The sequence below is a fragment of the Nostoc sp. CCY0012 genome (assembly GCF_963920855.1).
In the GTDB taxonomy this organism is placed as follows: domain Bacteria; phylum Cyanobacteriota; class Cyanobacteriia; order Cyanobacteriales; family Nostocaceae; genus Cyanocohniella.
Map to the genome: position 1 here is coordinate 1 of NZ_CAWUDM010000191.1, position 5,884 is coordinate 5,884.

Below are 5,884 nucleotides of genomic sequence, written 5' to 3' on the forward strand. Positions count from 1 at the left end.
GGGAGCAGGGGGGAAAGATTTTCGGTGAGTACCAACATCTTTGTTTTTATCTTCCTCATCTCCCGCATCTACTTCATTTCCCACTCTGGAGTCAGGCGGCGAAAATTGAAATCTCTGGCGCTGGGGTGACAAGTTATACAACTGCTCATCTCCACGGGGCGCGGTAACTTGACATGGGGATGCAAAGCTTGGAAGTAACGAGAGTTGTTGACGCGATAGGGGGTGGCTTCGTCTTTTAGCTGTGTACGGGAAAAAGTGGAAAGATACCGCCACACTAGCATCCGGGGTGGATCAACTAAAGGTGTGAGTTGTACTCCGTAGTGCTGTGAGTCTTGTAACAGATTTCTCCAGGTTTGGGTAGGTAATACTTCTGGTGGCAAAGCGATGTGACAAGTAGCACAGTTATCTAGATATAGTTGTTTCCCTAACTGAAATTGTGCAGGTACTACATCAACTGTACCAATGTCTGATGTAGGTGTGGCACTGTGAGCGCTAGTTGCTAAGGAAAGCAGCCAGCCCATAGCCAGACTCCACGCTAAAATTACCACAATTAAGCCTAAGGGACGGCGTTTGAGTTGGCGATCGCCAGATTTACGCTTTACAAAATTTGACATCCTCACATTCCCAAATACTTAGATGTGGTACTTGTAACCAATCATATAGCTCATAAAGAGTTACTATATTATTCTTCACTATAAAAATTAGTCACAATATCTCGAATTTCATTAGCACCAATATCTTCGCGGTCAGACTTGGAATAAATTGTTAGCAGCAAAATACTTGTAGGTGACTCAACTTGATAAATTAAGCGGTATCCAGCACTCTTACCTTTTTGGATATTACTGTTGCGAACTCTCACCTTGTAAACAAAATACTCCTCACCAATGCCAGCAATCCTATCTCCTACCACTTCTCCTTGTTGTAATTGCTCAAGAACTGGTTGAACATCAAAGCGAATGTTACGAAATCTTTTTGATAGTCTGTAAAGTTTCTCCTCAAATTCATCAGAGAATCGCATAAAAATCGCACCATCACTCTGCATCAATCCTTTCCCATAGCTCGCTTATTGGTTTAGTTTGACCTATTTTTGCTTGTTGTAATGCTCTTTTCAAGCTGGCTTTAATTTCTTCTACAGGTGTATCATCAGGGTCAATTGCTTCGACTTCTGCCTGTTCTGGAACCAAAACAATTACCCGCACCTGATGAGGATAAGTTGTTCCTTGAATTGGCTCATCTAGAATCAGATTGCCATCAGCATCAATCTTCCCGGTGACTTCGATCGCTTTCATCTGTTCTCTACCTGTTTTGTAGGAGATCCTAACACGTTGAAATATAAGCACAACAGGAATTTATGCTAATTCGTAATTCGTAATTCGTAATTCGTAATTATTTTACGGAATAGGAACCGACCTCAATAATCTCTCAACTACATTTCTCGCACTGCGTCCTCCTCTGGGAATGAGGCGATGACAGAGAACGTGAGGGACAAGAAATTTCACGTCGTCAGGAATGGCATAATCACGTCCTGAAAGAAAAGCTAAGGCTTGGGTAGCTTTTTGTAAGGCTACAGTACCCCGTGGACTGACACCCAAAGTGATTTCTTCATCTTGGCGGGTGGCTCTGACCAACTCTAGGATGTACTCTTGCAAAGACGTTTCTACTCTTACTTGCGAGCAAATATCACGCAATTGAGCTATTTCTGCCAAGGTAATACAAGGCTGTAAATCAGCAACATTGACACCTTTTTGGAGGTTTTGCAGCATCTCTAGTTCTTCTTTTGCCCCAGGATAGCCTAAACTCAAGGACAACATGAACCTATCCATTTGGGCTTCTGGTAGGGGAAAAGTGCCTTGATATTCTATGGGGTTCTGGGTAGCAATGACAAAGAAAGGCTGGGGAACTAGACGAGAGACACCATCAACTGTTACTTGATGTTCTTCCATCACTTCTAGCAAAGCTGACTGGGTGCGGGGTGTGGCGCGGTTGATTTCGTCGGCTAGCAGCACATTAGTAAATACTGGCCCAGACAAAAACGTAAATTCGCCGCTTTTGGGGTTCCAAATATTAGTGCCAGTTATATCAGTGGGTAGTAAATCGGGGGTACATTGTAGCCGTTGGAACTTGCCATCTAGTGAACGAGCTAAGGATTTAGCCAGAAGAGTCTTGCCAACTCCAGGGACATCTTCTAGTAGGGCATGACCACCACCTAATAGGGCGACTAGTACTAAGCGGATTGCTTCGTTTTTCCCCACGATGGTACGAGCAAGATTTTTTGTTAGAGCGTCAATTTTTTCTCTCATGCACTACAGAATCAGGAATTGGTAATTGGGCAAGAAATTGGAATGGAGAATCACCTATGCTTTATTCTCCATTCCCTGATATCCAGTGTTCCCATTCAGTCATGAAAATTCAGCATTTAGCAGTCAAAACTTCTCTAGCTACGGTACAGTCAAGTTGAATTTGTGTTTTCAGGGCTTCTAGAGAAGGAAATTTTTGTTCTGGGCGCAAAAATTCTATTAACTGCACAGCCAGTGTTTGGCCATATAAATCATCAGACCAGTCAAATAGATGTACTTCCACAGATAAATTACTACCGTTTACTGTGGGGCGCTTACCTATATTCATCACACCCCATATCTGAGTTGGCGTAGTAGCATCTGGTGTTTTACTGACAATGGTAACGCGGACAGCATAAACACCTTGACGGGGGATAAACTTGTCTTGGGGTAATTGCAGGTTAGCTGTGGGAAAACTGATTGTTCTGCCCATTTGTTGACCTTGAATGACAACACCAGTGAGGGTGTAAGAGCGTCCCAGAAGTAAGTTGGCGTTTTTGATGTCGCCACTTTCCAAATAATGGCGGATCAATGAAGTGCTGATGGGAGCTTCTTGAGTTGGAGTGTTGTCTGTATAAGTTTGTAAGGAAACAATGGTGACGGGGATATTATGTCTAGCGGCCAGCAGTTGCAAGTCTTTTGCAGTACCACGGCGCTGTTTGCCAAAACAAAAATCTTGCCCCACACTAATTCGCCGACATTGTAGTTGTTGCACCAAAATCTTGTCTACAAATTCTGCGGGAGACAAAGCCGATAAGTCTTTATCAAAGGGTAACAGTACAAGTTGTTCTACCCCAAGCGATCGCAATTGTTGGACTTTTTCATCCAGTGGTGTGAGCAAAGCCCGAGGTTGACCAGTGAAAAACTCCAGTGGATGAGGATCAAAGGTGACAACTGTCGAGTATGTCCGTTCTTGTGTTTGAGTTGTATTTCTGGGGTTTTGGGGTGAGTATTCCTGTAGATTCTCCCCATCTGCTTGTGTTTCTTCACCTTTTGCTAGCGGCAAAATTGGTTGAATAACTCGGTGATGACCAAGATGCACACCATCAAATTTGCCAAGGGCAACAGCAGTCGGCTTCAGCAGCCCTTCGGTCGAAGAAGCAACCCACACAGAACATCCATTTTTAGACAAATTTAGCACGTGGATTCTGGGATTTTAGGTTTATTTAGCCATCAGGCATCAGCTACCTTACGGTCAACAGTCTGGAGTACAAGAGATTTCTTGCCGAAATAGTCTCTATTGTACTTGGAAGGTGGCGGGGTTTAATCCTAGTGCCAATCTCCAGCCAAGTCCAGCCAAGGGTCTATGAGCGTCTTTAATTGGCTAAAAAACCACACCGCTTGCCCTCCAGTGATCGCGGCATACCGTAAGGTACGCTCTTGCGCTAACAGCTCTTGATCACCAATCTAATCTAAAATCTCCCATCGCTTTGATTGCCAACTTCATAAAGAAAACTTGCTGACAGGAAAACTTTCTGATAAGGAAACTGATGTGGGAACAGGGAGAATCATTCCTTCTCGTGCCATGATAGCACCGGGAAATTCCGCACATGCTTGTTCTCCTACATGATCCAAAAAATCATCATTGTGGGCAGGATCATGATGATAAATCACCAAGGTTTTGACATTAGCGGCTTTGGCTATTTTCACAGCTTCTTGCCAAGTCGAATGTCCCCAGCCGATTTTCGGCGATTTTGGTGAATGATATTCTTCATCGGTATAGGTGGAATCGTAAATTAAAATATCTGCATTCCGGGATAACCACAACACATTTTCATCCAACCTGTCAGGAAAGTGTTCAGTATCAGTGATGTAAACAGCTGCACCACCACTCCAATTAACTCGGTATCCTACAGCTTCACCGGGATGATTGAGGGCTGCTGTTTCTATGGTAATGTCGTTGATATGTATTTCTTGCCCTGGTTTAACGTCGTAAAAATGCAAATTTGCCTGCATAATCTGCAAAGGGACAGGAAAATTTGGGTGCAGCATCTGGTCATTGAGACGTTGTTCTATGGTTGAACCATCAGGAGCGATCGCACCATAAATATGGAATTTATTACCCTGGACAAACCCTGGGACAAAAAAGGGAAATCCTTGCATGTGATCCCAGTGGGAGTGGGTGAAAAATATATGACCTTCGATTGGCATATGGCGCAATAAAGATTGCCCCAAAACATGCAGTCCTGTACCACCATCAAAAATTAGGCGTCTACCGCCAACTTGCATCTCAACGCAAGGGGTATTACCGCCATAACGAACTGTGTGTGTACCTGGACTGGGGATGCTCCCACGAACGCCCCAAAATTGCACGGTAAATTGGTTCTCTATCCTGGACATGGGTGTTGCTTGCTGGATTGAGCGGGCGATCAAAAATACAAATGTTACTTGTTTTGTTCAGTTTACGCTGTCTGACTACATATCTACTAAGGGTTATTACTGATAAGGACAGCATTTCTCACTTCAGGTTGGTTATATCGGCGTAGGCTAGATATTACAAGGCATTTGTCCAAATTTTTTCAGTGTAGTTTGATGATTAATATCAACATAGCTCCTACTTTATAGCCTAAATTTTGCTGTGATGCATTTAACTATGCTTTACGGTTTATTTTTAGTAAATAGCCCAACATCAGAAAGTGGGTGAAAAGTTTTTTAGTTGCCCAATTTTCCAATATTCAGCCAATTTATTTTGATAGATTCACGAAATTACACAAATGGTTTAGGGAAAAGGAAAATCCCACTGGGCTAAGTTATCTAGTCCAGTTCCATAGGTAAGGTTGTACTGCAATGGCGTGATACTAATGTAGTTTTTGCGGGTAACATGCACGTCAATAGGCACGTTTTGGGGCAGGTTTAAACCTGCTGGGGGTTCCACATCTTCTAATACTTCACCGGTTAACCAGTAGTAAATTTTGCCACGAGGATCGACTCGTTTGTCAAAAACATCTACGTAACGCCGGACTCCTTGACGAGTCAGAGTTACCCCAGCAATTTCTTCCCACTTCACAGCCGGAATATTCACATTCAGCAACATTAAATCTGGTAGGGGTTTTACGGCCAGTTGATCTACCAGAATTTTGGCAAAATGAGCAGCAGGTTGAAAGTCTTTGGAGGTGTGGCTAGTAAGACTAAAAGCTATGCTAGGAATACCTTCAATTAATCCTTCCATAGCCGCAGAAACAGTGCCAGAATAAAGAATTTCCGTGCCTAAATTTGCACCTTGATTAATACCAGATAGTACTAAATCAGGGGGAGAGTCGAGTAAAGCCCAAAGTGCTAATTTCACACAATCCGAGGGAGTACCATCACAAGCCCAAGCATTCACAGCCGGATGAAATACAGATTCAATCACTTCCGCACGAATCGGTTGGTGCATGGTTAGTCCATGTCCAGTTGCCGATCGCTCCCGATCTGGGCAAACTACAGTTACATCATGGCCGGCTTCTGCCAAATAATTGGCTAGGGTCCGAATACCCAAAGCTGCAACTCCGTCATCATTGCTAATGAGTAATTTCATGGTCATTGTAAAGGGGACAAGGGGACAAGGG

Annotated in this window: 7 protein-coding genes; all 7 read right to left on the reverse strand. The window is 43.5% G+C overall.

Features of this window, described 5'->3' with window-relative positions:
- Positions 1-68 precede the first annotated feature (68 nt).
- The 7 genes from ACM0OS_RS28170 to surE all read right to left on the reverse strand — a co-directional run bounded on the left by ACM0OS_RS28170 (position 69) and on the right by surE (position 5,853).
- Positions 69-614, reverse strand: a complete 546-nt coding sequence (locus tag ACM0OS_RS28170) for a cytochrome C (RefSeq protein ID WP_414546478.1) — start codon at positions 612-614, stop codon at positions 69-71.
- A gap of 68 nt (positions 615-682) precedes the next feature.
- Positions 683-1,018 carry a type II toxin-antitoxin system RelE/ParE family toxin gene (locus tag ACM0OS_RS28175; RefSeq protein ID WP_414546479.1) on the reverse strand — a complete coding sequence of 112 codons (336 nt, stop codon included), beginning with the start codon at positions 1,016-1,018 and terminating at the stop codon, positions 683-685.
- Between the two features lie 13 nt (positions 1,019-1,031).
- Entirely contained in the window at positions 1,032-1,289 is a 258-nt protein-coding gene (locus ACM0OS_RS28180; protein ID WP_414546480.1) for a hypothetical protein, read from the reverse strand.
- Between the two features lie 102 nt (positions 1,290-1,391).
- A complete protein-coding gene (locus tag ACM0OS_RS28185) occupies positions 1,392-2,300 on the reverse strand; it encodes an AAA family ATPase (protein WP_414546481.1) in 909 nt (302 codons plus the stop codon).
- A gap of 109 nt (positions 2,301-2,409) precedes the next feature.
- Positions 2,410-3,477, reverse strand: coding sequence for a bifunctional riboflavin kinase/FAD synthetase (locus ACM0OS_RS28190; protein ID WP_414546482.1), 1,068 nt, complete (start codon positions 3,475-3,477; stop codon positions 2,410-2,412).
- 302 nt (positions 3,478-3,779) lie between these two features.
- The gene (locus ACM0OS_RS28195) at positions 3,780-4,676 is read right to left on the reverse strand and encodes an MBL fold metallo-hydrolase (RefSeq protein WP_414546483.1); all 897 of its coding nucleotides are present in this window, start codon (positions 4,674-4,676) and stop codon (positions 3,780-3,782) included.
- 379 nt (positions 4,677-5,055) lie between these two features.
- Entirely contained in the window at positions 5,056-5,853 is a 798-nt protein-coding gene (surE, locus tag ACM0OS_RS28200; RefSeq protein WP_414546484.1) for a 5'/3'-nucleotidase SurE, read from the reverse strand.
- Positions 5,854-5,884 lie beyond the last annotated feature (31 nt).

Coding starts and splice junctions, on each gene's coding strand:
- ACM0OS_RS28170 (WP_414546478.1), bottom strand. CDS start 614: ATGTCAAATTTTGTAAAGCGTAAATCTGGCGATCGCCAACTCAAACGC.
- ACM0OS_RS28175 (WP_414546479.1), bottom strand. CDS start 1,018: ATGCGATTCTCTGATGAATTTGAGGAGAAACTTTACAGACTATCAAAA.
- ACM0OS_RS28180 (WP_414546480.1), bottom strand. CDS start 1,289: ATGAAAGCGATCGAAGTCACCGGGAAGATTGATGCTGATGGCAATCTG.
- ACM0OS_RS28185 (WP_414546481.1), bottom strand. CDS start 2,300: ATGAGAGAAAAAATTGACGCTCTAACAAAAAATCTTGCTCGTACCATC.
- ACM0OS_RS28195 (WP_414546483.1), bottom strand. CDS start 4,676: ATGTCCAGGATAGAGAACCAATTTACCGTGCAATTTTGGGGCGTTCGT.
- surE (WP_414546484.1), bottom strand. CDS start 5,853: ATGAAATTACTCATTAGCAATGATGACGGAGTTGCAGCTTTGGGTATT.